Source organism: Agrobacterium sp. Azo12 (assembly GCF_029193765.2).
GTDB lineage: Bacteria > Pseudomonadota > Alphaproteobacteria > Rhizobiales > Rhizobiaceae > Agrobacterium.
Window position 1 is genome coordinate 612,817 of record NZ_JARFYO020000002.1, and the last position, 26,132, is coordinate 638,948.

Annotated in this window: 21 protein-coding genes; 5 read left to right on the forward strand and 16 right to left on the reverse strand. The window is 55.3% G+C overall.

The window, feature by feature from the left end:
• The first annotated feature begins 24 nt into the window (after positions 1 to 24).
• On the forward strand, positions 25 to 234 hold the full coding sequence (locus PYL13_RS19330; RefSeq protein ID WP_275643282.1) for a TOBE domain-containing protein: 210 nt from the start codon (positions 25 to 27) through the stop codon (positions 232 to 234).
• 16 nt (positions 235 to 250) lie between these two features.
• Here the strand turns inward: PYL13_RS19330 and PYL13_RS19335 are convergent, their stop codons facing one another.
• The 7 genes from PYL13_RS19335 to PYL13_RS19365 all read right to left on the reverse strand — a co-directional run bounded on the left by PYL13_RS19335 (position 251) and on the right by PYL13_RS19365 (position 8,940).
• Entirely contained in the window at positions 251 to 742 is a 492-nt protein-coding gene (locus tag PYL13_RS19335; protein ID WP_275643283.1) for a GAF domain-containing protein, read from the reverse strand.
• A gap of 273 nt (positions 743 to 1,015) precedes the next feature.
• A complete protein-coding gene (locus tag PYL13_RS19340) occupies positions 1,016 to 2,104 on the reverse strand; it encodes an ABC transporter ATP-binding protein (protein ID WP_275643284.1) in 1,089 nt (362 codons plus the stop codon).
• Between the two features lie 4 nt (positions 2,105 to 2,108).
• Positions 2,109 to 2,936, reverse strand: a complete 828-nt coding sequence (locus PYL13_RS19345; protein WP_250984441.1) for a carbohydrate ABC transporter permease — start codon at positions 2,934 to 2,936, stop codon at positions 2,109 to 2,111.
• Positions 2,933 to 3,820, reverse strand: a complete 888-nt coding sequence (locus tag PYL13_RS19350) for a carbohydrate ABC transporter permease (protein ID WP_192489807.1) — start codon at positions 3,818 to 3,820, stop codon at positions 2,933 to 2,935. Before PYL13_RS19350 ends, PYL13_RS19345 begins: the two co-directional genes overlap by 4 nt.
• A gap of 65 nt (positions 3,821 to 3,885) precedes the next feature.
• On the reverse strand, positions 3,886 to 5,169 hold the full coding sequence (locus tag PYL13_RS19355) for an ABC transporter substrate-binding protein (protein WP_275643285.1): 1,284 nt from the start codon (positions 5,167 to 5,169) through the stop codon (positions 3,886 to 3,888).
• 40 nt (positions 5,170 to 5,209) lie between these two features.
• Positions 5,210 to 6,502: an ABC transporter substrate-binding protein gene (locus tag PYL13_RS19360; RefSeq protein ID WP_441296677.1), complete on the reverse strand. Its 1,293-nt coding sequence runs from the start codon at positions 6,500 to 6,502 to the stop codon at positions 5,210 to 5,212.
• 59 nt (positions 6,503 to 6,561) lie between these two features.
• Positions 6,562 to 8,940: an alpha-L-rhamnosidase gene (locus PYL13_RS19365; protein ID WP_275643286.1), complete on the reverse strand. Its 2,379-nt coding sequence runs from the start codon at positions 8,938 to 8,940 to the stop codon at positions 6,562 to 6,564.
• 145 nt (positions 8,941 to 9,085) lie between these two features.
• Between PYL13_RS19365 and PYL13_RS19370 the strand changes: the two genes are divergently transcribed.
• The 4 genes from PYL13_RS19370 (at position 9,086) to PYL13_RS19385 (ending at position 16,477) form a co-directional block, all read left to right on the forward strand.
• A complete protein-coding gene (locus tag PYL13_RS19370; RefSeq protein ID WP_275643287.1) occupies positions 9,086 to 10,156 on the forward strand; it encodes a LacI family DNA-binding transcriptional regulator in 1,071 nt (356 codons plus the stop codon).
• 359 nt (positions 10,157 to 10,515) lie between these two features.
• Positions 10,516 to 13,344, forward strand: coding sequence for an autotransporter outer membrane beta-barrel domain-containing protein (locus PYL13_RS19375; protein ID WP_275643288.1), 2,829 nt, complete (start codon positions 10,516 to 10,518; stop codon positions 13,342 to 13,344).
• 212 nt (positions 13,345 to 13,556) lie between these two features.
• Positions 13,557 to 15,617: a sensor histidine kinase gene (locus PYL13_RS19380; RefSeq protein ID WP_275643289.1), complete on the forward strand. Its 2,061-nt coding sequence runs from the start codon at positions 13,557 to 13,559 to the stop codon at positions 15,615 to 15,617.
• Between the two features lie 185 nt (positions 15,618 to 15,802).
• Positions 15,803 to 16,477 carry a response regulator transcription factor gene (locus tag PYL13_RS19385; protein ID WP_275643290.1) on the forward strand — a complete coding sequence of 225 codons (675 nt, stop codon included), beginning with the start codon at positions 15,803 to 15,805 and terminating at the stop codon, positions 16,475 to 16,477.
• Between the two features lie 291 nt (positions 16,478 to 16,768).
• Here PYL13_RS19385 and PYL13_RS19390 read toward each other — a convergent pair whose 3' ends face one another.
• From PYL13_RS19390 to PYL13_RS19430, 9 genes are all read right to left on the reverse strand, one after another.
• Positions 16,769 to 17,938, reverse strand: a complete 1,170-nt coding sequence (locus tag PYL13_RS19390) for a Gfo/Idh/MocA family protein (RefSeq protein ID WP_275643291.1) — start codon at positions 17,936 to 17,938, stop codon at positions 16,769 to 16,771.
• A gap of 11 nt (positions 17,939 to 17,949) precedes the next feature.
• Positions 17,950 to 18,999 carry a sugar phosphate isomerase/epimerase family protein gene (locus tag PYL13_RS19395; RefSeq protein ID WP_275643292.1) on the reverse strand — a complete coding sequence of 350 codons (1,050 nt, stop codon included), beginning with the start codon at positions 18,997 to 18,999 and terminating at the stop codon, positions 17,950 to 17,952.
• A gap of 40 nt (positions 19,000 to 19,039) precedes the next feature.
• Positions 19,040 to 20,062 (reverse strand): LacI family DNA-binding transcriptional regulator, encoded by a 1,023-nt coding sequence (locus PYL13_RS19400; protein WP_275643293.1) that lies wholly within the window; start codon positions 20,060 to 20,062, stop codon positions 19,040 to 19,042.
• 3 nt (positions 20,063 to 20,065) lie between these two features.
• Positions 20,066 to 21,034, reverse strand: a complete 969-nt coding sequence (locus PYL13_RS19405) for an ABC transporter permease (protein WP_275643294.1) — start codon at positions 21,032 to 21,034, stop codon at positions 20,066 to 20,068.
• Position 21,035: 1 nt separating this feature from the next.
• A complete protein-coding gene (locus tag PYL13_RS19410) occupies positions 21,036 to 21,980 on the reverse strand; it encodes an ABC transporter permease (protein WP_275643295.1) in 945 nt (314 codons plus the stop codon).
• A complete protein-coding gene (locus PYL13_RS19415; RefSeq protein WP_275643296.1) occupies positions 21,977 to 23,470 on the reverse strand; it encodes a sugar ABC transporter ATP-binding protein in 1,494 nt (497 codons plus the stop codon). The genes PYL13_RS19410 and PYL13_RS19415 overlap by 4 nt, the downstream gene beginning before the upstream one ends.
• Before the next feature lie 109 nt (positions 23,471 to 23,579).
• Positions 23,580 to 24,602, reverse strand: a complete 1,023-nt coding sequence (locus PYL13_RS19420) for a substrate-binding domain-containing protein (protein ID WP_250984426.1) — start codon at positions 24,600 to 24,602, stop codon at positions 23,580 to 23,582.
• A 326-nt stretch (positions 24,603 to 24,928) separates the two neighbouring features.
• Entirely contained in the window at positions 24,929 to 25,618 is a 690-nt protein-coding gene (locus PYL13_RS19425) for a GntR family transcriptional regulator (RefSeq protein ID WP_250984425.1), read from the reverse strand.
• A 123-nt stretch (positions 25,619 to 25,741) separates the two neighbouring features.
• On the reverse strand, positions 25,742 to 26,131 hold the full coding sequence (locus PYL13_RS19430; protein WP_250984424.1) for a cupin domain-containing protein: 390 nt from the start codon (positions 26,129 to 26,131) through the stop codon (positions 25,742 to 25,744).
• Between the last annotated feature and the right edge of the window lies 1 nt (position 26,132).

Here is a 26,132-nt window from a genome sequence, read left to right on the forward strand (position 1 = left end):
GGTTCAGCATAGCTGGAGAAACTCATGAAGATCAGCGCACGCAATACCCTGAAGGGCAAAATCGTGGAAGTAACCAAGGGCGCGACAACCGCACATGTGCGCTTTGATATCGGCAATGGCGTTGTTATGACATCATCCATCACAAATGCCACTGTTAACGAATTGGGTCTAGTCGTTGATGGTGAAGCCTATGCCGTTATAAAGGCATCAGACGTCATGGTCGCGGTAAATTGAAGGCTAAGCTGACAGATCAGAAATCACTTGCCGCGACATAGAGTGCGGCGAGTGTCTCAAAGCCTGCCTGATCCTCCAGGTCGAAGCGACCCGGCAGCGGACTATCGAGGTCAAGCACACCGAGAATGCGCCCATCCTTGACCAGCGGCACCACCAGTTCCGAACGCGAATTCGCATCGCACGCAATATGACCTGGAAAAGCGTGAACGTCAGGCACAAGCTGTGTCTTGGCGTCGGCAACTGCGGTGCCGCAAACACCCTTGCCAACCGGAATACGCACGCAGGCAACCTTGCCCTGAAAGGGACCGAGAACCAGTTCGTCCTGCTGTTTCAGGAAATAGAACCCAGCCCAGTTCAGATCCGGTACGAGACCAAAAACTAGCGCGGAAACATTGGCTGCGTTGGCGATGAAATCGCGCTCGCCATGCAGAAGCCCTTCCAGCTGACTGTTCAGTTCCCGGTAGAACGACGCCTTGCCGGTGTTCTCAATCGTCTTGGTCGTAAACATTACATTTGCCCTGTCGGTAGTTTTCCAGCCTTCTGGCAATTGATGACATCACCAGTTTCGACGTCGTCTCTTTGCGCCGGCCCAATCGGCTTGAACAATGGTCTATCCGGTTTCAAATTGATAAATGGTGCTTCGTCAAGGCAAACGCTAGCTCTTCAGAATTGATCATGCCGATAGTGCCCTGATTGAACCTTACACTCCCAAAAATAGAAACACCGGCATACAACACCGGTGTTTCCTGATCTGGAGAACGCTACGCGAACTGCAATTCACCTAACCGACATCTGCCAGCAGCGACTTGCCAGCGCTATCAAAAACCACGGCCTTGGTCGGGTTAGCACTTAGCGCCAGACTTTCCCCGCGATTGAGAGGCTGGTCGCCGTCCAGCACGGCAAGCCACAGAGCACCGGATGGCAATTCCAAGCTGACGATCGTCTCATTGCCAAGTCTTTCTACCAGACCGATCCGGCCAACGATGGAACCATCGGAAGCAGGAGCAAGGTCATGCGGGCGAATGCCGAGCGTCAGCTGATCACCGGTCTTCACTGAGCGTGCGTCGGCTTCGACCGTCAGCTTGACGACGTCCTGTCCGCTGACCGTAACCCGGCTGCCCTCTACTTTGTCGACGTGTACCGGCACGAAGTTCATCTTCGGTGAGCCAATGAAACCGGCAACAAAGAGATTGGCGGGGCGCTGATAAAGTTCCATCGGCGATCCAACCTGCTGCACGACACCAGCGTCCAGCACGACGATCTTGTCCGCCAGTGTCATCGCCTCGACCTGATCGTGCGTGACATAGATCATCGTTGCGCCAAGCTCCTTGTGGAGCTTGGAAATTTCCATCCGCATATCGACACGCAAGGCCGCATCAAGATTGGACAGCGGCTCATCGAACAGAAACACCTCCGGCTGCCGCACGATTGCACGACCAATCGCAACACGCTGGCGCTGGCCGCCTGACAGCTGGCCCGGTTTGCGATCCAGCAGGTGTTCCATCTTCAGGATGCGTGCAGCTTCACGGATTTTGCGGTCGCGCTCATCCTTGGGAGTTCTGGCCAGCTTTAGGCCGAAACCGACATTGTCATAGACACTCATATGCGGATAGAGCGCGTAGGACTGAAATACCATGGCAATTCCGCGGTCACGCGGTTCGACATCATTACACAGCTTGTCGCCGATATGCAGCTCGCCCGAGCTGATATCTTCTAGACCGGCAATCATGCGCAACAGGGTGGATTTTCCGCAACCGGACGGGCCGACGAAAACGACGAACTCACCATGCTTGATCGACAAGTCCACACCCTTGATGACGGGCAGCTCGCCGTAACGTTTGTGGATGGATTTGAGAGAAAGACCAGCCATGAAATTATCCTTTGACGGCGCCGGCGGTCATGCCTGCCACAATCTGACGGTTGAAAAACAGGAAGACGACCAAAGGCGGAATGGTAATCAGCGCGATGTTGGTGAAGAGGAGATTGTAGGATGTGTTGAACTGGCTCTGGAAATTGTAGAGAGTCAGCTGAACCGTCGCATTGGCGTTGCCCGGCAGGTAATAAAGCGGGTTGGTAAAATCGTTGAAGATACCAACCGACTGCACCACGATATTGGTCACCGTTACTGGCCATAACAGCGGCAGGATCACCCGGAAAAACACATCCAGCGGCCGCGCACCGTCGATGATCGCTGCCTCATCCAGATCGCGTGGAATGGTCGCAATGAAGGCGCGGTAGAGGATGATGGTGAAAGGCAGGTTATAGGCGACCTCAATCAGCACCATGCCATGCAGCGTACCGAATAGTTTCAAACCCTGCAGCAGCCAGATGGTTGGTACCACCGCAGGTGGGATCATCAATCCGGCAAGGATCAGGAACTCCACCAACGGGTTCCAGCGGGTTTTGCGACGCGCCAGGACGAAACCGACCATAGCGCCGAACACGACAAGCAGCGTCACGCTGGTAACGGTAAGGATGGTGGAGTTGATGAATGCGGTCACCAGCATCCAGTTTCGTGTGGTGATCACCGTGACCAGATTGTCCCAGAGGTGAAACCCTGATGGCCAGGAGAAATCCAGCAGATTGGCCTGTCGCCTGTCCTTGAATGCCATCAGCACAATGAACGCAAATGGGATGACAAAAACGACGAAGGAGATGAGTAGAGCAGCAATGCCGCCAATGGTGGAAGCACGGGATTTCACTGGTGTCCCTCCCTGCGATTGAGGAAGATTGTGATCGGAACAACAAGGATGGCGATCAGGATAAACAGCACCACATTGCCCGCCGTCGACAGCCCGAAAAAGCCTGACTGGTATTGTTTGTAGATTACCGAGGCGATGGTATCGGAAGCAAAGCCCGGCCCGCCCTTTGTCATTGCCCAAATCAGATCGAAGGTTCGAAGTCCGCCGATGAAGGACAGCGTGATGACGGTTGCCGTCGCGGGACGACTGAGCGGCAGAGTGATGTAGAAAAAGTTCTGCAGCTTGGTTCCGCCATCGATGCGCGCCGCCTCGTAGTAGTCTTTTGGAATGGCCACGATACCAGCAATATAGATCACAGTTGCAAGACCCACGCCCTTCCAGACATCAACAAGCGCAACTGAGAACAATGCCAGCTTGGGGTCTGTCAGCCAGCCAGGACCTTTTATTCCCAACAGCGCCAGACCTTCATTGATTGCCCCTTGCGTGGGGTGCATCAGAACAGTGAAGGTAATGCCGACACCGATGGTCGACACCAGCACGGGGAAAAACACCAGTGACCGCAACAGTCCACGCGCCATGATCTGGCTGGTCAGCATCACCGCCAGCAACATTCCGATGACAACCTTGAGACCTGAGGTGATCACCGCATAGATGATGGTGTTAACGAGGCCTTGAATGAGAAAGGGTTCGCGGAAGAACTGAATGAAGTTTTCAAAACCGATAAAGCTCGAACTGAACAGGCTCCAGCGTGTCAGACTGAAGTAGAAAGATGCAAATGTCGGCAGAAGAAACAGCACGCCGTAGATGACCGCCGCCGGCAGGTAAAACCAGCCGGGATAGGACGACCGACGCGTGGTCAGGGTTGAAACAGCAGATGCGACCATGAGGACTCCAGAGACAAAGGCGGTGGCCTCGGGCAAATCTGCCGAAGCCACCGGATTATCGGCATTTATCTGCCGGACAGACTAAGCTGCTGTGCTTGCTTGCGGACATCTTCATCATAAAGGTCTGCAGCATCGGCTGGCTGGCGAATACCGGTGCCAACTTCCACCGTCAGCTGCTCGAGGATCGGTCCCTTGATCGGCGAGAGGAACTCCAGCGCCGGGGCATTCTTGCCGTTTTCGAAATAAGGCAGAAGATCGGTCACCGACTGCACGACATTGTCAGGCAGCGTGCATCCCTTGATCAGGTAGGGGCCGTTAATCGCCACGGCCTTGCTTTGCGCTGCACATCCTTCCGGACTTGCAACGAAGGCGAGGAACTGCTTTGCAACATCAATATTGGCCGATGTCTTGGAAATGTAGAAACCAGCCGGCATCCACACGGTCAGGCCGGTATCTTCAGCCTTGGCGGCGGGCAATGCGAAGAAGCCGACATCATTGATCTGGTCAGGATAACCATCAGAAAGTGCCGGAATGGCAAAGGTGATCATGGGGTAATGGGCGCCCTCGCCCTCGGCGATCATACGCAGACCGTCTTCGTAGCGCGCAGCGCCAAAATCTTCATTGAAGAACCCGCCGTCCGAGACTTCCTTGAGATATTCGAAACCGCGCACGGCAGCAGGGGTAGAGGCAAATTTTGCCGTTCCCGCCGTATATTGCGCGGCAAAGTCAGGCACCTGCTTCTGCACATTGTAAAAGTCAGCCAAGAGCAACACCTGGCTTGTCCAGGGTTCACCATAGGTCTGGATAACGGCGGGGATACCCGCTTCCTTGATCTTCTGGTTATTGCTCATAAATTCTGCCCAGCTCGTCGGAACCGACAAGCCAAGTTTTTCGTAGATCTTGCGGTTGTAAAATATGCCGCCAGCCTCAGCCGGGCGGGTGGGCACGCCGTAAACACCACTGCCTGCCGTCACCACCTGTTTGAAGCTGTCAGCGACATTGTCCATGAACGGTTCGGCACTGAGATCGACAAGTGTCTGCTCCGGTGCCAATGCCTGCAGCAGCGAGCCGGTATTGTACCAGAAAATGTCGGTCATCTGGCCGGTTGCCAGCCGGGTCTTGACGATGTTGTCGCCTTCCCCGCCGCCGGGGCGCGCCTCGATGTCTATCGCGACATCAGGATTTTTCTCCTGAAAGGCCGTCGCCAAAGCTTCGGAAATGGCAATCGTGTGCGAGGCATTATCCACCAGAATGGTCAGGTTGGTTTTTGCCAAGGCTGCGCTTGAAAGTGCAGTCAGGGTGAAAAGGCCAGCGGCAAAAGCCGTCAGGGCAGTTTTGCGTTTTGTCATGTCCTGCTTTCCATATTGGACTGTATTGTATGGTATCGGCTCACCAGCCCGGAAGGCCCAGCTGCTGTGCCTGTTTGCGCGCATCTTCGTCATATCGAGCCGCAGCATCCGCTGGCTCGCGAATGCCTGAGCCGACCTCGACAGTCAGCTGTTCGAGGATCGGGCCTTTGACGGGGGAGAGGAATTCCAGCGCGGGTGCGTTCTGGCCGCCTTCGGCAAAATATGGCAGCAGGTCAGCAACCACTGGCGCTACCTTTTCCGGCAGCTCGCATCCCTTGATCAGGAAGGGACCGTTGATACCGACGGTATCTTCCAGAACCTTGCAGCCATCGGTGCTGGCGACAAAGGCCATGAACTGTTTGGCAAGGTCAGGATTTGCGGATGTCTGGGGAATGTAGAATCCGCCTGGCATCCAGGTGGTCAAACCATTATTGGCTGCATCATCGCCCGGCTGGGCAAAAAATCCCACCTTGTCGAGCAATTCGGGGTAATTGTCTGAAAGGGCCGGTATGGCAAAGGTCAGCATCGGGTAATGAGCGCCCTCGCCATTGACCAGCATACGCAGGCCGTCATTGTAGGTCGCCGCACCAAAATCTTCGTTCATGATATTCGCATCATGAACCTGCTTCAGCCTTTCGAAGCTTTGTGTTGCTGCTGGTGTCTTGGCAAATTTGGCAACGCCTGCAGTAAACTGCGTTGCAAAATCGGGTACCGCCTTCTGCACGTTGAAAAAGTCAGCGAGAACAAAAAGCTGGCTGGTCCAAGGGTCACCGTAGGTCTGGATAAGCGCCGTTTTGCCAGCTGCCTTGATCTTTTCATTGTTGGCCATGAATTCGGCCCATGTTTTGGGCACAACAAGACCAAGTTCCGCGTAAATATCACGGTTATAGAAAATGCCCCCCGCTTCCGCCGGACTGATCGGCACGCCAAAGACAGCATCTCCAACGCTTACAACCTGTTTGAAGCTGTCAGAAACGTTTGCCATGAACGGTTCTTGGCTCAAATCCATCAAGGTCTGCTGCGGCGCCAGCGCCTGTAGCAGCGATCCGGAATTATAATAGAAAATATCCGTCATCTGCCCGGTCGCCAGCCGGGTTTTGACGATGTTGTCTCCCTCACCACCGCCGGGCCGCGTTTCGATATCAATGGTGATATCCGGGTTTTTCAGCTCAAATGCCTTCACCAATGCTTCCGCCAGAGCCACGGTATTCGGGCCATTGTCGATGAGCATGGTCACCGTGCTCTTTGCCATGACGGGGCCGGACAGCACCATCATGGTCAATAGACCGGCAGCAAAACCAATCAAGGCATGTCTTCTATGAGTCTTCAGCATTGGTTTCCTCCCTGTTGGCCCACCCCTCCGCAGGCCTGCTGACGCCTTTGCCCTTCGCCTTACGGCGTACGGGCGTTAATCATGAAGTCCTCTTTGACCGCCCGCACCGGCGGAATGAATTTAAAGCTGATGGAATGTTTGCCCGGCCCCAGATCGCGACCGGTAAAGGTGGCGCCGTCAACGGTCACGTCGGTGTAATCATCGGCAAGTTTCAACACGCCGCGTGCACCTTGTGGCACTTCAACCTCATAAAGCGCAGTGTTGCCATTAACGGACCATCCGGCAGAGATCAAACCGCGTGGAGACTGGTGGCTTGCCTGAACCGGAGACAGATCTGGAATGATGGTTGGTTCAAAGACAATGGTGGCAAAACCGGGCTCGGCGGCATCCGGGCGGAAGCCGGCAACAGCCTCAAACAACCACTGGCAAACAGCGCCGTAGGCATAGTGATTGTAGGAGTTCATCTGCGGGTTATAGATTGTGCCATCCGCCTGGACCGCATCCCACCGCTCCCAGATCGTCGTTGCGCCCATCTTTACCTGATAGAGCCAACCGGGCACATTTTCCTGCAGGAACACATCCGCAGCCAGTCCCACCTCGCCAATCTTCAGCAAAGCTGGCAACAGCGCAGGCGTGCCGATGAAACCTGTGCCGATACGTCCCTCGGAACGAGCAATCGTCGCCTTGAAATAGCCCTTGGCCGCTTCCAGATGCTCGTCTGGAATAAGGTCATGAACGATCGCCAGCGCATAGGACGTCTGGTCATCATAGGCCAGTCGGCCGGAGGTGGTGATGAACTCACGCTGGAAGGCGGTCTTGACCTGAGCTGCCATATCAGCGAGCCGTTGTGCCACGGCAGCATCACCGGTTATGGACGCGATTTGCGACACCAGATTTGCGGTGATGTAGAGATAAAGCGTTGCTGCGGCGTCATCGCCAATCGTTGGCAGCGGTTTTGCCGAAGGGCCGGATGGCTGTAGCCAGTCACCAAACGAAAAGCCCCGGGCACCCCACTGACGTGGCGGCGAAACAATCGGACCATCGCTGATCGACCAGACAAAATCGACCCAGCGGATCATCGCGGGCAATGCCTCGGCAAGAATGTCCTTGTCGCCGTAATGAAGGTAGAGCTGCCACGGAATAACAGCGATGGCATCACCCCAGCCGGTTGAACCATAAAAGCCCGGATAAAACTCTGGCTGCTGGCGTGTCGGATCCGGCACCACATGCGGCACAGAACCGTCTTCACGCTGGTCCGCCATGATATCACGTACATATTTGGCAAGGAAATCATGGGCATCTGCCAGATAGAGCGCAGTGCCTGCGAAGACCTGGGCATCCCCCGTCCAGCCGAGGCGTTCATCACGTTGCGGGCAATCGGTGGGCACTTCGATGAAGTTGCCACGCTGGCTCCACACAGTGTTGAGAACCAGCCTGTTCACCAGCATATTGCCAGAGGTGAAGCTGGCCTTCTGCTCGGTAACCGAGCTGATAGGAACGGAGTGAACCTCTGAGATCTTGGCATTACCGGTTGTCGTAATGCGGGCATAACGGAAACCGTGGAAAGTGAAGTGCGGCCGGTATTGTTCGGCGCCATTGCCAGCCAACGTGTAAATGGTGTGAGATTCTGCCGTGCGGTAATTCACGTTGTAGAAATTGCCGTCCTTGTCCAGCACTTCAGCATGCTCGACACGTACGCTGTCACCCGCATCGCCGCTAACCGTATAGGCAACGTAACCACCAACATTCTGGCCAAAATCATGCACGGTGCGACCTTCCGCATCCGTCCAGCTTTTGAGCGGCACAATCGGCGTCATTTCACGCACCGGCGTGGTTTCATGTGCCACAAGGATTGATGGGTCGAACGCCACAACCTCGGAGCCAGCCGTCACTTTCGGCTGAACGCGCGCATCAAATTCTTCACCGAAATAGATACCCGATTTGACAACCGGCAAACTTCCACTCTGCCAGGATGCATCAGTGGAAAGCAGCAGACCGGCATCACCCTCGCCAGCTCGCAACTCGGCAATCGCCGCGATCTGACTACCCCAGGTGTTGGTCAAGCGATGTTTGCCCCACATCAGTGGCGAGCGCAGCCAGCCATCCGCCAGCCATATGGTGATGGTGTTTTCGCCAGCCACCAGCAGATCGCTGACCTCATAGGTCTGGTAAGACAGGCGCTTGTCGTAGGTTGTCCAACCGGGGGTCAGCAGGTCGTTACCAACACGCTGACCATTGATGAAGACCCGATACAGCCCTAGGGCACTGATGCGAAGAATCTCTTTCCCGGTCTTATTTTCCAGAACAAAACTCTTCTGCAGGAAGGAGGCAGGCGTTCCCTCTCCCTTATCCGCAAGTGGCCGTACCATTGGCGCTGTCCACGCGTAATTGGTGATTGAATTGTCTCTCCGGGCGTGTGTTGACACTTTGTCGTGCATGCCGTCCTCCCTCAAATCCAGCTGCAATCATTCATGTAGAATGTTCTACGTATATCGTTCTACACTTTTTTCCGTTTGGCAACCCAATTTGTTCCGATAGAGTGAAATGACATTGCCCCAGCCTGTTGAAAGGCTTTTGTTAGGCATGCAAACGGCACGATTGAAAGGTACATTTGTGGGTGAAAAAGGAACACGTGGCGGCCGGGTAACAATCCGCGAAGTCGCTGAAGACGCTGGTGTTTCTGTAGCCGCAGTATCAAAAGTCCTGCGCGACGCCTATGGTGTATCCGACGCGTTGCGCGCCAATGTCCGGGCATCGATGAACAAGCTTGGATATCGGCCACTTGCAGCCGCACGTGGCATGCGTGGACAGACCTACACAATCGGTTTGCTGCTGCCCGATATCAGAAATCCGTTTTTTGCCGACATCATGACCGGCGTAAATACTGCACTTGAGCGCACGCAATATCGGGCGATGATCGGCATCAGCCATTCGTCGATCGAAACGGAACTGGCGATGGTGGAATCGATGATCGACCGCCAGATGGACGGCCTGTTGATGATCGGTTCGACTGAAGACCGGGAGAATCTGAACAATATCGCAATACGGAAGCCTCTCGTCGCCATCGGACATCATGACCCGGAGGCTCAGGGGTTTGACACGGTCAACAATCACGATCAGCAAGGCGCGATGATTGTCGTCAAGCATCTGGCCGCAAACGGTTATCGCAAGATTGCGATGCTCAGCCTTATTTCCAGCACCTCCACCATTCTGACACAACGCGAGGTTGGATACCGCCGCGGTATGATGGAAGCCGGCCTTGGAAAATACATCAATATCGTCCACTCCTCGCAGACGCTTCGCGACGTGCAACTGACCGCACGCCGCATGTTGACCGCGTCACAGCGCCCCGACGCCATCTTCTGTTGGACCGACCTCATCGCTTTGGGCGTCATCAGCGTGGCCAGAGAGCTTGGCCTGTCGATCCCTGAGGACCTTGCCGTGGTTGGTTATGATAACACGATGTTTTGTGACTTTGCTCAGAACAGGTTGACCAGCATCGACCAATCAGGAGAACAGCTTGGCCTTCAAGCAACGCGACTGTTGATCGAACGCATCAACGGCCGGAATACTGCGGAGCACTTTGTTGTAACTCCGCGTATCGTTGTACGGGAAAGTTCAACACCCTCCGCCACGCCAAAAGATCCAGTCTGAAGGCACTCCCAGATATCTGAAGTGCTTTCATCAACGGTGACTCAACTCGCGTTTTCTACCGCGCCAATACCGGCCTCATTTTTGCGATCGTCCCGTTGCGAATCAGCCAGCGCACCGGCTGTATAAATCAGCTGGTGAAGCGCGGTTGCACCTCATTTACCGCCCTGCAGGCCAATATTAGAACATTCTCTGTGGCTGCGCCGACACGCTTTCTCTTGCGTATCGTTACATATCGTAACAATTGTCACGAATAAAAAAGTTATAGTTTTTCAGTGGCTTGTCTAGAATCTCATGCATAGCGCGAACATATCGCTCATTGCAGGCAAAGTGCCTTCAATGTCTTTTCTGCGGGGGCAGACATGCATGAGAATTCAATGACGCCGGTCAACACAGGCAGGCGGTTTAATAAGGTAGCGAAAACAAGCCGCAACGCGCTGCTTGCATCGACAGTACTTCTGGCAGTTCCAAATTTTGCTTGGGCTGACGAAGCTTTCAATAGTGGAAATCACGCGATCACAGCAGACAAAGCTGTTACAGGTAGACTGTTTGTATCGAATAACGCGGATACACATCTGACAATTTCAAACGGCGCAACTGTAACCAGCGGTGATGGCCTCATCGCATTTGGCGCTGGGTATACAGGTATCGTGACCGTCACGGGAGATGGGACCAGATGGGAAACCACCGAGCCTCTCACCGTCGGCGTTAACGGAAATGGTGAACTCAACATCGAAAATGGCGCTGTCGTACAAAATAGACTGGGCTACATCGCTCAAAAGGCGACGACCACCGGCAAAGTCAACGTGTCAGGTACTGGATCAACTTGGATAAATACAGGTGCGCTCTTTGTTGGCAACGGAACGCTGAATATTAAAGACGGTGGATTGGTCGAAAGTACGACCAGTATGATCGGTTATCCTGCAGACACTGTCGGCGTCGTAAACGTCACCGGTAATGGTTCCAGATGGATTGATCACCATAATATCTACGTCGGATATACTACTGATGGCACACTCAATGTCAGCGACGGCGGCGTTGTGGAAAATATTACTGGTTTCATTGGAAATTCCGCCAATAGCACCGGCGATGTAACAGTAACCGGCTCGGAGTCTCTGTGGATAAACAGCAGTGGTTTGATTATTGGTTATCAAGGCAACGGCACGCTGACCATCAGTGACGAAGCTGTCGTCACCGTCGGCACGCAGCAGCAAGATGGTAGCTATAACGGCACAACCTTTATTGCTTCAGCGCCCGGGTCAAAAGGCACTCTAAACATTGGTGCTGCCGAAACCGAATTCGCCGCTGCAGCTGGCACCTTGAAGTCTGACTCAATTACATTTGGCTCAGGCACTTCAGGCTCGATCGTCTTCAATCACACCGATGCCAATTACACATTTTCCGCCGGAATCAAAGGAAACGGTGACATAAAGCACCTCTCTGGCGTCACGACACTCACCGGTAACAGCGCCAACTTTTCCGGCGTGACCAATGTCAATGGCGGCAGCTTGCTGGTTAGCAATGTGCTTGGTGGCACAGTCAAAGTGAACAATGGCGGCACGATCGGTGGCACAGGCACCATTGGCACAACGACCATTGGCGACGGTGGCATTCTGTCCCCGGGCGGTTTGGAGACTATCATTTGGGCCAGAGCGTCCACATTTGGAGCCCCGTCTTTCAACCAGATCGGCACATTGACGGTAGATGGAAATCTCACACTGAGAGATGGATCCACCTATGCCGTTGATCTAAGCGGCACAACAAGTGATCTTGTTCACGTTGATGGGCAAGCATCAATTGAAGATGGCGCCGATGTTAAGGTGACGTCGTTGGACGATGCAACGAGCTACCAGCAGACCCAAAAATACACCATCCTCAACGCAGACGGCGGTCTCACTGGCAAGTTCAGCGAACTCATCAATACGTCTTCGGCGTTTCTGGATATCACCACGTCATATGACGACTACAATGCGTACTTGAATGTCTCGGTGAAGGGTTCCGGCAACACCGGCACCAACCCGAACCCATTCAGCAGGGTTGCACGAACGGGCAATCAGAAGTCGCTCGCAGGCGCACTCGACAGTCTGGACCAGACACCAGGTAGCGCTTCGTTGAAGCTTTACAACGACCTTTTGCAGTTGAGCGAAGACGACGCTCTGCAGGCTTACCAGCAGCTTTCCGGTGATGTTTATGCGACGGCACAAGGTGCCTTCACACAGACGAACCGCGCCGTAAACACCGCCCTGAACAGCCGTGTTCGCGCCGTGACTGACGGTGTTGCGGCACCTTCTTCGATGGCTCTCGGTTATGCTGAAGAGAAGAAAGCAGCAAAGGACGAACGTTTTGCTGCTTTCGAGCCCAAGGAAGCCTTCGATACCGATCGTTTCGCCACTTGGGTCAACGGTTTTGGTTCCTGGGGTAAGGTCAGCGGCGTTGACGGCGGTTCCGATACGGATACGGCCAATGGCGGCGTGATCTTCGGTGGCGACATGATGGTCGGTAGCGACTGGCGTGTTGGTGTGCTCGGCGGCTACAGTCGGTCATTCTTCGACACGGACAGCAGCAATGGTGCCAGCACCAACTACCACCTTGGCGGTTACGCGGGTACCAAATGGGGTCCGGTCGCATTCCGCACAGGCCTGAATTACACTTGGCACAATGTTGATACGAGCCGTACCATCACGGCGCTTGGCGAGACATTGTCCGGCGACTATGACGGCAGCAGCTTCAATGCCTATGGCGAACTGGCCTACCGTCTTGACGTCGGCAAGTCTGCACTGGAGCCTTTCGCAGCCCTGGCGCATTCGCGCACCAGAACGGATGGCTTTACCGAAACAGGCGGCACGGCTGCACTGACGGTTGACGATTCCTCGATGAACACGACCTTCACCACCATCGGTCTGCGTGCATCTACAGATCTGGATATTGCCGGTGTAGCATCGGTGGCACGCGGCACCATCGGTTGGATGCATGCCTTTGGTGATGTCGACCCGGTATCCTCGGCTCGATTTGCCACGGGTGACAGTTTCTCCGTGACCAGCACGCCAGTTGACCGCAATGCGGCACTGCTCGAGGCAGGTGTGGACTTGACCATCACCCCGGCATCGACACTCAGCTTCACCTATAACGGACAGATCGGCTCAAACGCATACGATCACGGTGCCAACGCAAAGCTTCGCGTGAAGTTCTGATATCGCAATAAAAAACTCAGAGCGGCGGTTTTCCGCCGCTCTTTTCTTATGAGGGCATCCACAGGCATGTCCCGCAGAAGTGGCAAATTTCGCACCTCACTCACCACTTGTGCTTGACAACATCACCGTACCGGGCGACGCGAAAACATTCGCATTGTGCCGTCACAGGCACCGATCGGACAGAACCATCAAATGAACAGGCCTTGCAGTTCGTGTCGATAACAAAGCTTCTCTTGTCCGCGCTGACAGCGTTGATTATCAGCGCCACCTCTCTGCTCGCGGGCGAGACTTCGGACGGCATACGCATTCAGCAAGTTCCTGCTGACCTCTATGGTTCCGTGCCTTTGGATGGCTTTATCGACGTCGCACTCGTCAAGAACGAAAAACTGACGTTGCAGGATATGTTGCAACACCAGGCATTGTTCGCGCCTATTGAAGGCCACGACGTCAATCTCGGTTTTGTGCGCACGTCCGCCTGGTTGCGATTTGCCGTGACACTGCCAGCAGGCGTGAAGCGACCGCAGGATATTCTTCTGTCGATCATGCCGAACTTTACCGACGAGTTGGAAGTTTATGTCGGCGTTGAAAAGCCCGGAATGCGGGAGGCGGATTTCGACCGCTTCGAGATGGGCGATCATTCGCCACGCCTGAATGCCAACTTCAATACGTCGGCAAACGTCTTGCCTCTAGAGTTATTTCCAGACCAGACGCGGATCATTTACATCCGGGCGCACAACAAGGACGCCAGCCTCAACGTCTCGGCGGAACTGCTATCACCCAGCTATTATGACTACAGATCCATCGTCCAGAACCTCGTTCGTGGAATGTGGTTTGGCGGCATGGGCGTATTGCTGGTTATCCAGCTGTTCTTTTTCTATTTCGACAGAAAGAAGTTTTATATTTTCCTGATGCTGGACATTCTAGCTGTCAGTTCGACCTATTTTGGCGCGCTCGGCATGGCGCGACTGCTGTTTTTCGACAATGGTGGCCTCGGTAACGACTACCTGTCGAGCACATCCTCCTGGTTTGGGCTGACCGCTGGTGCGCTATCGATAAGGGCCATTTTGGACCTCGACCCACGTTACCCGAAGATCGATCTCTATTTCCGCTTCGCAGCTATTGTCGGCATTGTCGGTGTTTTCTGCGTGCTTTTCGGGGTAAACCGCTTTTTTGTGCTGTTGGCCGGACCGGTCATCTTGGTCCTCACCACAATGGCCATGTCGGTCGCCCTTATCGATTTCCTTCGGCAACCCAATGCACAAACTGGCCTTAACTCCGCGGCATTCGGCCTGCTTTGGGCAGGTTTGATTGCGACGAACAGCCAGCGGTATGGCATTCTCTCACTCCCCAGCTGGGTGGCAGGCTCTTATGCCGCAACCAGCATAACCCACTTTACACTCTTAACCGGCTCGCTGGCGGTCCGGTTGCGCAACGCAGAAACAGCTGCTCGCAATGCCGATCGCCGTGCTTTGGAAGCAGCAAGTGCCGCCGAACAACATGCCAATGATCTTGTTCGCGAAAGAACGGGGGAGCTGGTGGAAGCAAAACGGGTGGCCGAACAGGCACTCTGCGCCGAACTGCAGGCACAGGAACAGCAAGTCCGGTTCATGGAAGTCATTTCCCACCAGTATCGTACGCCGCTCGGCGTAATCAGAACCAACCTGCAAAGCATTGGTCTGACCTTGCCAAAAGACGATGAGGCCAATCGGCAGAGACTGGACCGCGCCCACACCGGCGTTGCGCGGCTGGTCGAGGTTTTAGAAGTCAATCTCACCAGAAGCAAACTGCAAGGCCCAGCCTTTCAGCCAGCACTGTCAGAGATCAGCGTCAGCAATGCCGCCATGAGCGCGGTCATAAGTGCGCGTGACTTGCTGCACGGCGTTACCTTGAATGTTTCAATCGCCACGGACGTCGAACAGGCATTCATTCGCGCCGATAGCGAGATGTTGAAATTGGCAATTATCAACCTGCTCGAAAACGCATTCAAGTTTTCCGCCCCGGTTGGATCAACACAGGTTTGGCTGGACGTTTTCAGGGATAACGAGACTGTGCATTTCCGGGTTAGGGATAAAGGAATAGGTATCGAAGCAGAAGTCGTTGAAGACCTGATCGAGAACCACACACGAGGCACAAATTCTGCTCACATCGAAGGAACAGGCGTTGGCCTGTCACTTGTCAAACGTACCGCAGACGCCCATGCGGGACACTTTTCACTTTCAAGCGGTAAAGACGGCGGCACTGAAGCGACCATTGTTTTGCCCGTTTTGGCGTGAATTATCAGTCAAATCAACACCCATCCAATCCACCGGTTTCGATTGGAGCACTCGCCGCGTGATTATCACACGCGCTTACCACAGCCCGTAATGCACAGTCAAAAGTCGGTTCAATGCCCCCAGTATCTACCCCACCAACTCATGCCACGCGTCAAAGCGGAAATGGGCCGGTCCGAGTCATACTCGTGGAAGACGACCTTGATCTGAAGCAGGGATTGACTGATTTTCTGCGGTTGAACACCTTTGCCGTCACAGCCGTGGGAAACGGCAAGGAATTTGACCTGGCATTGGGCACGGAGGATTTTGACGTCGCCATACTCGACGTCAATCTGCCGGATACCAGTGGATTTGAGATAGCGCAGCGCCTGAAGAAGACAACCAATATTGGCATCATCATGCTGACCGCCCGCACATTGCGGGACGATAAACTTCGCGGCTACTCCGAAGGCGCAAATCTCTACCTGACAAAACCGGTTGATGGCGATGAACTGGTGTTTGCCATCAAAAATCTGGCCGACCGGCTTCGCCAGAGCGACAAAAATGCACAACCTGCCCGGCCTACCGGCAAGTGGTCGATAGACCGGGTCGGCCAGCGGCTCACCTCTCCGCAGGGCACGGTCATCAAACTGTCCGGCCGTGAGGCGACATTGCTTTCAAAATTGGCAGAAGACAGTAAGCGGATCATTGGCCGTCACGAACTCGGCCTTGCCATGGGATATCAGACGCTTGCGGACACCCGCAGTCTGGACGCCGTCTTGCAGCGATTGCGCGTAAAAGTGCGCGAAAGCGGTGCCGAACTGCCCATCCATGTTATCCATGGTGTCGGTTTCCAGCTCTCCGGCGAGATCACTCTCCGCTAGAATTTCAGCTTCCACGTGCTGTTCATTCAGAGCCCAGCCAATCACCCGGGCACTTTAAAGTGTCACCATTCCTCGCTCAAGGCGTCCAGGCCCTCAAGCGCCGCCGAACACCACGCGGTCACCAGACGTCGCAACGCAGTCTTCAGTCAGACTGGTGACGATCTGGTTGGCAAAACCGTCACCTCACCATCAACCATGCCGAGATGACGCATTCTGTTTTCGAGTCAAATAAGACCGCTCTCGACAACGTCCTCAAATGTGTTAGCTCGTCTGTTTTAGATAGAATGCGGGTTAGATGTCGATCCCGACCCAAGACGTTGTCTGGCTGGATCGTACTGCCGCATCAATGAACGCGAGCCCCGCAAGGCCGTCGTCAATACCGGGGAAGATCACCTCCCCAGACGATGTATTCCCCTCCCTCTTTGCTATGATAGCATCTGCGGCTTCACGGTAGATCGTCGCAAACCCTTCCAGATATCCTTCCGGGTGGCCGGATGGCACGCGGCTGACGCGGTTGGCGGCAGGGCCGGCCCCGGCGCCATTGCGTGTAATCAGCCGCTTCGGTTCGCCATAGGGCGTGAACCACAATTCGTCTGGCACGCGGTGGTGCCATTCAAGCCCGCCCTTGTCGCCGTAGACACGCAGCGAAAGTGCATTTTCGTTGCCAACGGCAATCTGGCTGGCCCACAGCATACCCTTGGCACCACTGGCGTATCGCAACAGGATATTGGCGCTGTCATCCAGCTGCCGTCCGGGCACGAAGGATGTCAGATCAGCATAGATGCTCTCGGGAATTTCACCGGTGACGAATGCTGCAGCGTTAAAAGCATGTGTGCCAATATCGCCAATCGCGCCGCCCGCGCCAGAACGGCTGGGGTCGGTGCGCCATTCAGCACCCTTGACGCCAGTTGTTTCTACTGCCTCCGTCAGCCAGTCCTGCGCATATTCCGCTTGCACATGACGCAGCTTGCCGATGGCGCCGTTGGCAATCATTTCTCGCATCTGACGCAACATGGCATAACCGGTGTAATTATGCGTCAGAATAAACAAATTGTCGGACGCCTTGACGATTTCGGCCAGCTTCTTGGCTTCCTCGGTCGTCGCGGTCACCGGCTTGTCGCAGATGACATGGATGCCCTTTTCCAGGAAAAGCTTTGAGGGGGCAAAATGCAGATGATTTGGCGTCACGATGGCGACGGCCTCGATACCATCGGCGCGCTCCGCTTCAGCCACAGCCATATCTTCAAACGAAGCATAGGAGCGATCTGTTGCAATACCGAGCATCACGGCCGAGGCGTTGGCGCGGGCGGGATCGGATGAGAGCGCCCCGGCCACCAGCTCATAACGGTCGTCAAGTCGCGCTGCGATACGGTGAACCGCGCCGATAAATGCACCTTGACCGCCGCCCACCATACCGAGACGAATACGACGGCTGTCGAATTTTTTAGTGCCTACTGACATGGGATTACCTTTCACAGACCAAGGATGCGAAGGTTGGCGGCTTCATCCACCCCGCTTTTGGCAAAATCGTCAAATGCCCGCTCAGTCACGCGAATGATGTGGTTTTGAATAAAATCTGCCCCTTCGCGCGCACCATCTTCCGGGTGCTTCAGGGCACACTCCCATTCCAGAACCGCCCATCCGTCGAAGTCATATTGGGTGAGCTTGGAAAACACCGCACCGAAATCGACATGCCCATCGCCCAGCGAGCGAAACCGGCCCGGACGGTCAACCCAGCCCTGATAGCCGCCATAAACGCCGGATCGGCCGGTCGGATTGAACTCGGCATCCTTGACGTGGAAGGCGCGGATACGCTCGTGATAGATATCGATGAAATCCAGATAGTTCATCGCCTGAAGCACGAAGTGGGACGGATCATAGAGGATGTTGGCCCGTGCGTGATTGCCTGTCGCTTCCAGAAAACGCTCGAAGGTCACGCCGTCATGCAGGTCTTCACCCGGATGCAGCTCGTAGCAGAGATCAACGCCGTTCTCATCGAACGTATCGAGAATAGGTTTCCAGCGATTGGCAAGCTCGGCAAAGGCCATTTCAACGAGGCCGGTCGGACGTTGCGGCCATGGATATACAAACGGCCATGCCAGGGCACCGGAAAAGGTCGCATGGCTTGAAAGACCAAGATGCTGCGAGGCTTTCGCCGCATATTTCAGCTGATTGACGGCCCATTCCTGCCGTGCCTGCGGTTTGCCGCGCAATTCGGCTGGCGCAAAACCATCAAACAACTCGTCATAGGCAGGATGAACCGCAACAAGCTGGCCCTGAATATGAGTGGAAAGCTCGGTGATTTCGACACCGAGTTCGGCAAGGCTGCCTTTGACATCATCGCAATAGGCCTTGGAAGCCGCTGCCTTTTCCAGATCGAAGAGTTTGGGATCTGTTGGCACCTGAATGCCATTGTAGCCGAGCGAAGCTGCCCATTGGCCGAGATTGTCGAGCGTGTCGAAGGGGGCTTTGTCCCCAACAAATTGCGCGAGGAAAATCGCCGGGCCTTTGATCGTCTTCATATCCATACTCTCCTTGCATTCACAATTTCAGGTATCGCAGCTAAGGCTGCCGCGGTCGGCAGCGCGCCACCGAGCCGCGCACCACCAGTTCTGTGTCCATTACGATTGTCTCGGCTGTCCGTTTGCCGTTCAGCCGCTCAACCATCAGCGCCATGGCCTTGCGACCCATTTCCTGACGGGGCTGCCGCACCGTTGTCAGCGGTGGTTCGAACGCATTGGCGAAGATGATGTCGTCGAAACCGGTGACCGACACGTCACCCGGCACCGACAGGCCACGCGCCCGCAATTCGCTGATCGCACCAATTGCCATCTGGTCGCTCGATGCGAAGATGGCAGTGAAGGAAATACCGCGCTCCAGAAGGCCAGTAATCGCCTGACGACCGCTTTCGATGCTGTAGTCACCGCTGACAAGCAGCGTCTCATCGTAATCGATCCCGGCTTCGGTGAGAGCATCGCGGTAGCCATCAAAACGCTCTTGCGCCAGCGTCTCCGGGAACGGACCAGCAAGATGCACAATCTGCTTGTGCCCGGCCTCGATGAGGTGACGCATGGCGTGCTTGGATGCCGCGCGGTTATCGACCTTGACGGTTGGTAACGCGATGCCGGCAACGGTTTCCGAGGCGATAACGATTGGCGGCAGGTTATCAACTTGATCCAAAAGCTCTGTCGGAAACTGGCCCGTCATCAGGATCAGCCCATCTGCGTGTTTCTGCCGGACCATGTCAATGTGATTTGCCACCCGGTTCACATCGTTGCGGGCATCACCCATGAGAACCTTGTATCCAGCTTCGCTGGCCGCTTCTTCCACACCCTTGTAGATTTCGAGATAAAACGGGTTGCCGATATCACGAACCAGGAGAATGACGGTGTTGTTGGATTGTCGCCGGAAACTGGCCGCCTGGGCATTGGGCACAAAGTTCGCCTGCCTCACGGCATCGAAAACCTTTTTCCGGGTTTCCGGGCGTACCTTGTCGGGTTGTTGCAGCGCGCGCGACACGGTCGCAATCGACACGCCCGCAATGGCTGCAACTTCCCGGATATTCGAACCTTGTTCTTTGCTCATCTGTTACACACGCAGCTGCTTTTGGCGGCCATAAAGCAGCATCAGCGCAAGTAACGTGACACCGAATATGATCTGCCGGGCCCATACATCTAAGTTAAGTGTAATCAGTACGCTTTGCAGGATGGTTAGCGCAACAGCTCCGGCCATTGTTCCGACATATCCACCGGCGCCCCCCGCCAGTGAAGTACCGCCAATGACAACAGCGATGATCGACGGCAGGACATATTGATCGCCCACCGAAATGAAGGACGTGCCGGTGTAACCGATCACGCAGACCCCGGTCAGCCCCGCAAACAGACCAGACAGGCCATAGAGCAGCGTGCGGATCAGGGAAACCGGCAGACCGACCAGCGTCGCTGCGCGTTCGTTTGAACCTATAGCGTAAATGGCAAATCCAAACGCCGTTCTGCGCAGCATGAACAGCATGATGGCCGCAATACCCAACCAGACGAACAGCACGCCAGGAATGCCGAAGATCAGCGGACGGTTGATGAAACCGGCCAGCAACGGCGCTGCCGCACCCGATGGCACGCCCTGCGAATACACCACAAGTCCGCCCTGGATCACCGCCGTCATGCCAAGTGTCATGACCAGTGGAGGAATACGCACAAAGGTAATGCCTATGCCGTTGATGAGGCCGATCAGGAACGGAATGCCGCCAGCGACCAGAATGGCGAGCGGAATACCGGCATTCTGGCCGTTCATCATGTTGCCAGCCAGAACAGCGCCCAGCGAGATCATGGCACCGACCGAAAGGTCGATACCCTCACGTCCGCCAAGGATCACAAGGTTCTGACCTGCCGCGACGATGCCGAGAATGGCGGCAATGGTCAGCAAACGAACGATCTGCGAGCCCTGCGCAAAGCCCGGCGACAGCAATTCGCCAACCAGCAGAAGGAAAACGGATGCGCCAATGGCAATTGTCAAAGGATCGGTGAGCAGAGTTTTGATTTGCAAGCCCGGATTGGTCATATCAACGCCTCGTCACCAGAACGCCACCGGCAAGCGCCGTCAGCACAATCAAACCCTGCACCAATGTCTGGTACTCGAAAGGCAGGCCCGCAAAGAAAATCACATTGCCGATCATGCCAAGCACCAGCGCGCCAGCAATCGACCCGGTCGAACTGCCAAACCCGCCAGAAAGCGCCGTACCTCCCAAAACCACAGCCGAAATGGACGACAGCGCCAGACTTGCGCCCAGCAATGGGTCGCCCGATGCGGTTTCACCGGTCAGGCAGAGCGCCGCCAGCGCCGAAAACAGACCGGAGATCATGTAAGCGCCGACGCGAATGCCGGAAAGACGAAGACCAGTCTGAAAGGCACCGGTGCGATTACCGCCGACCGCCAACAGATGGACATGAAACGGAATACGCGACACGATCAGTGTGAAGGCAATACCGGCAAACAGAACCCACACGACAAAAGGTAAGCCGATGAAGCTGCCGGAATAGGTTTGCCAATAGGCTTCCGGGACGGGAAGACCCGCCTGCGGCAACACCCAGATGGCAAGTCCGGCAAAAATGATGCCCGTGGCAAAAGTCGTGACAATCGGCTGAAAGCGCAGGCCGGAAATGAACAGGCCGTTGACCAGTCCGCACACCAGACCAACAATGCAACCTGCCGCCATTCCTGCAAACACAGCACCGGCTGACCCGCCAAGCGCCGCAATCACGCTGACCGTAACAACATTGGCAAGTGCCACGATGCTGCCCACCGACAAATCGATATCGCCAGCCAGAATGACATAGGTCTGGCCGATCGCAACGAGGATGAGCGGAAGAAATGTCGTCAGGTTGGATTGCAGCACCGACGGCTGAATGAAGGAGGGCTGCAGAAACGTGTTGACCGCAACAAGAATAGCAAGAACGACAAGCGTTATGATCCAGGGTTGCTTGCGTAAGATACCGGACGAACTCATGCGGCGTCTCCATAGGCGGCGCGTGTCATGTTGATGGGGGTCATGTCTGCTCCGGTCAGTTCTGCCGAAATGCGACCGCCGTTGAACACCAGAATACGGTCGGCATATTCGAGAATTTCCGCGTCCTCGGATGAGTAAAAAAGGATGGTCGCACCGGCATCGGCCTGCTGGCGCATCAAGGCAAAAAGGTCTGCCTTGGCGCCAAGATCGATGCCCTTGGTCGGATCATCCAGCAACAGGAGCTTCGGCGCGGTGGCCAGCCAGCGGGAAATGAAGATCTTCTGCTGATTGCCGCCGGAAAGCGTGCCGATCGGCATATCCATTCCGGCAAACTTCGTTTTCATATCGTCAGCAACTTTCTGCACACACGGTTTCAGCGAGGCAGGGCGGATCAGCTTTTTCTTTTCGCGCACCATCAAAGCGGCGACGAGATTTTCAAAAATCGAACGCCCCTGAAGGGAGGCGTCACGGCCACGGTCTCCAGAGACATAGGCGAAACCGTTATGGACGGCCTGTGCCGGCTTGGCGATGGTCACCTTCTGGCCAGCAAACTGCACATCCCCGGATGTAAAGGGATTGGCACCGAACAGGCCTTTCAAGAGGGCCGATTGACCTTGCCCCTGCAGACCAGCCAGACCGAGGATTTCACCCGGATAGGCTTCAAGTGTGACACCACGCACGCCCGTGCTGGTAGCATCTTCGACCTTCAGGCTGGCTGGTGCGGCCAAACGTCCCTGCTGGCGAGCCGGTGCGGCGCGAACATCGCCGACCATGTCATGCACGACGGCCTCACGGGTGGTCGTGGAGGTATCGAGTTCAGAGATCGTCGCGCCGTTTCTCATCACGGTGATGCGGTCACAAACGGCAAATACTTCGTCAAGACGATGGGAAATCATGATGGTGGAGACACCATCGACCTTCTTGGCCCTGAGAATTTCAAAGAAGCGCTGTGACTGGCGGCCGTCAAGTGCTGCCGTCGCCTCATCCATGATCATCAGGCTGGCGTTCTGCGCAAAAACTTTAAGAATTTCGACAAGCTGGCGCTGATCCGGCGGCAAGTTGCCGACAATCGCATCCGGCTCAAGCCCTTCACCGGCAACACCCTCGAACAGTGCAATCAACTTGCGCGCCTCGGCAATCAGGGCCTTGCGATCGACAAAGACGCCGCGCTTCGGCTCTCGTCCGAGAAAGATGTTATCGGCCACGGACAATTGCGGGATCAGGCTCAACTCCTGATAAAAAAGCGCAATTCCTGCATTCTCGGCGTCACGCGGGCTCTTGAAGTGTACTTCGCTGCCGTTGAACTTGATGGCACCACTGGTCGGGGCTACTGCACCCGCCACAATCTTGCATAGCGTGCTCTTGCCGCAACCATTAGCGCCGAGCAGCGCGTGGATTTCACCCCGGCCGACCGTCAGCTTACCGGCTGTCAGGGCACGCACGGCACCAAAATTCTTCGTTATGCCGGCCGCTTCCAAAGCGTTCGCCATCGCATGTCTCCGAATTGTACTTGTCATTGGCGGACATGGGAAAACACACATGGTCCGCATTCGAATAGTGAAATTCGGGCTGGTGATAACCACCAGCCCGAAGGCCATTTTATTTGAAGAACTCGCCAGCCTGTTCAGGCGTCACGGTTGCAGTCACAGACCAGTAGCCTGGCTTGCCGTCTGCAGCCTTGATGTTGTCCGCCAGGTTTTCGTTGTTCACGAAGGGGATCGGAATGTAGATGGCGTTGCCATACGTACCGCCAAAAACACCGTCCTTGAATTCCTTGCCCTGCAGCTTCAGCACAGCAACGTTCAGTGCGCTGGCCATAACGCCGGGAGGGTTGACCGAAGCACCGGAATTGAACTTTTCGGCTTCCCAGCGGGTCATGAAGTCCTTGCGGATTTCACCCGTCGCAGCAATGTCCTTTGCCTTGCCGGCGGCTTCGATTGCGCGCCATGCACCATCAGCCATGCCGTCCTGAACCCAGACGCCGCTGATATCAGGGTAGGTTGCGAGAAGGTTCTGCATGGCCTGCTGGCCCTGCGCCTGGTCCCAGCTGGCATTGGCTTCATTCAGAACCTTGATGTCAGGATACTTGGCGAACACTTCGCGGTAACCGGCGACGCGGGCTTCGTTGGCAGGGTTGCCTGCAATGCCGTTGATCGCAACAACGCTGCCCTTGCCTTGCAATGTATCTGCAAGCCACTGCGCGGACTGTGCAGCCCATGCCTTCTGGTCGATACCGACATAGATGGCATCCTTGGAGGATACTTCAGCATCTGTCGCGATCACGAGGATGTTGCGTGCCTTGGCCTGCGCAAAAATCGGGTCGAAAGCAGTCGGGCTACCCGGATTGATCAGGATCGCATCAACGCCCTGGTTCATGAAGTTCCTGATATGGCCAATCTGTCCCTGAACGTCGACATTGCCGCTCTGGACAACAACCTCAACCTTGACGCCCTTATCGCCCCAAGCCTTTGCAGCAGCCTGAGCCTCTTCGATCATCTGCGTGCGCCATTCACTGCCGACGAACGAGTTGGAAAGACCGATCTTGAAGCTCTGCTCCTGGGCGTGCACGGACGTACCGGCCGCAAGCACCATCGCAGCGGCAGCCATCAAATGTCTAAACATGAAATTTTGCTCCTCCAAGCACGGATATACACTATGAAACCGTTTACATCGCGGAATGTAACCGGTTTCACGACTGAGTCAATCCTATGACGCCTGTTTTGTTGTCGCTGGGGATAAGAGGCTAAAAGATGAAATAAAGCAGCCTGTTCAGAGAATAGACGCGGCAAATTTGATGTGCGGAGTTATAGCAAGGCGTGATTTTACGGCAGCCACACGCTATGCGTAGGAGCGCAACATCCCGGCATTGAACCGTAGTGTCAGGGACTGACACTCCGATAACGATCCTTCGTGACGACGAGAAGACGATTGTATTGTATGGGGACGCCTCAGCTGTCCACTAAGGCCGCCTTCTGTTGTTCACCCAGTAACTTCAGGGCAACAATCGACGCGTTTTTCACGTGTTGCGAGGCGTACTTCCGTGCGGCCTCGGCATCGCGTGACTGTAAAGCCTTCGTGAGTGCATCGATTTCTGCAAGGCTCTGGGAAATCCGTTCGGGGTGCATAAGAGACGTTGCGCGCAGAATATTGATGCGTGAGAAAAGGCTCTGGAGGACCTCCCGCACCAGCGTGTTGCCACAGCGCCCGAGCATGATCGAATAAAGACGGCTTTTGGCTTCAAGCACCTCGGCCGTTTCGCCAGCAAGTGCGTGGCCGCGCAGAACCGCCGCTTCGCGGCCAAAGGCATTCAAGTCTTCATCCGAGCCACGCGTTGCAAATTCCTGGGCAGCAAAACCTTCCAGCAATTCACGAAGCGCGTAAATTTCGCCGGCTTCTTCAAGCGAAATGCTGGCGACAACTGGCCCCTTGTGGGGGACGATTTCCACCAGCTTTTCCGCTTCGAGCTTGCGCAGTGCCTCGCGCAGAGAAGTCCGGCTTACACCAAGCTCCTCGCACAATTCACGCTCGACGAGGCGGCTGCCCGGAGCATATCGACCCGAGGTGATGCCGTCTCGTACGGCGTTTTCTATCTGCCGGCGGAGCGTATCCGCTTGCAAGGCAACCCCACGCACAACCATCAGTAATTCCTATATTACATTATGACCATCCGACATTTACATGATCCGCAGGTCTGTAACAAGTTGTGTCCGCCGACGATAAAGACCCGTAGTCTACACGTGGAATGCCGTACCGGACGGTGATCAGGCACCTGCAGATGCGAATTGCTCGGCCGTCACTTCTTCTTCCCACACGGTCTTGCCGATAGAAACGGCAGTGTGAAGGAGGTAGCTCGTGGCCGTTGCACCGTGCCAGTGACGCTCTCCCTCTGGAATCCAGACAATATCTCCCACACGAATACGTTGAGCTTGTTCACCATCCACACAAACCCAGCCTTCGCCGGCAACAACGGTCAGCACCTGCCCGGTCTCATGGGTGTGCCAGTAGGTACGTGCACCGGGCGTGAAGAACACATTGTTGATTGTCACGCCATCGGTCGTCGGCATGATCGGGTCAGCATGAACCGTTCCCGTAAATGTCGAAGATCTAACTTCGGAAACCGCGCCAGTCTGGCGGCCATGGAAAATCTTCATC